Source organism: Dyella sp. SYSU CM1112 (assembly GCF_058216415.1).
This window is the reverse complement of record NZ_JBZEGI010000103.1, coordinates 1-291: the sequence shown is the minus strand read 5'-3', so window position 1 is coordinate 291 and position 291 is coordinate 1. Positions and strand designations below refer to the sequence as shown.

Annotated in this window: 1 pseudogene; it reads left to right on the top strand. The window is 62.9% G+C overall.

Annotation, left to right across the window (positions count from 1 at the left end):
• Positions 1-291 (top strand): annotated as a pseudogene (locus AC4HNJ_RS21810) (hypothetical protein); the annotation flags it as partial.

The window sequence follows — 291 nt, the reverse complement described above, 5'->3', positions numbered from 1 at the left end:
TGATTTCCTGCCGCCGCGGCGATGGCGAACGCATGCGGTCGCCACCACCACCACCCACGATCTGCCGCCACTGGCAGCATGGCGGGGAGGCGCGGATATCGATCAGCTTGCCAAGGCACATGGCTGGAATGGCGACGCGCTTCAACAGCATAAGCAGGCACGCAACGCCGACGTCACCCGCATGGACAAGCTCATCACCAGTATGCTGCCCCCCCTTCCGCGGGAAGGGGAAGCGCAGCCAAACAGCCGCTATTGGACATATCTCGCCCAAACGCCATCGCCGTTTGTGTT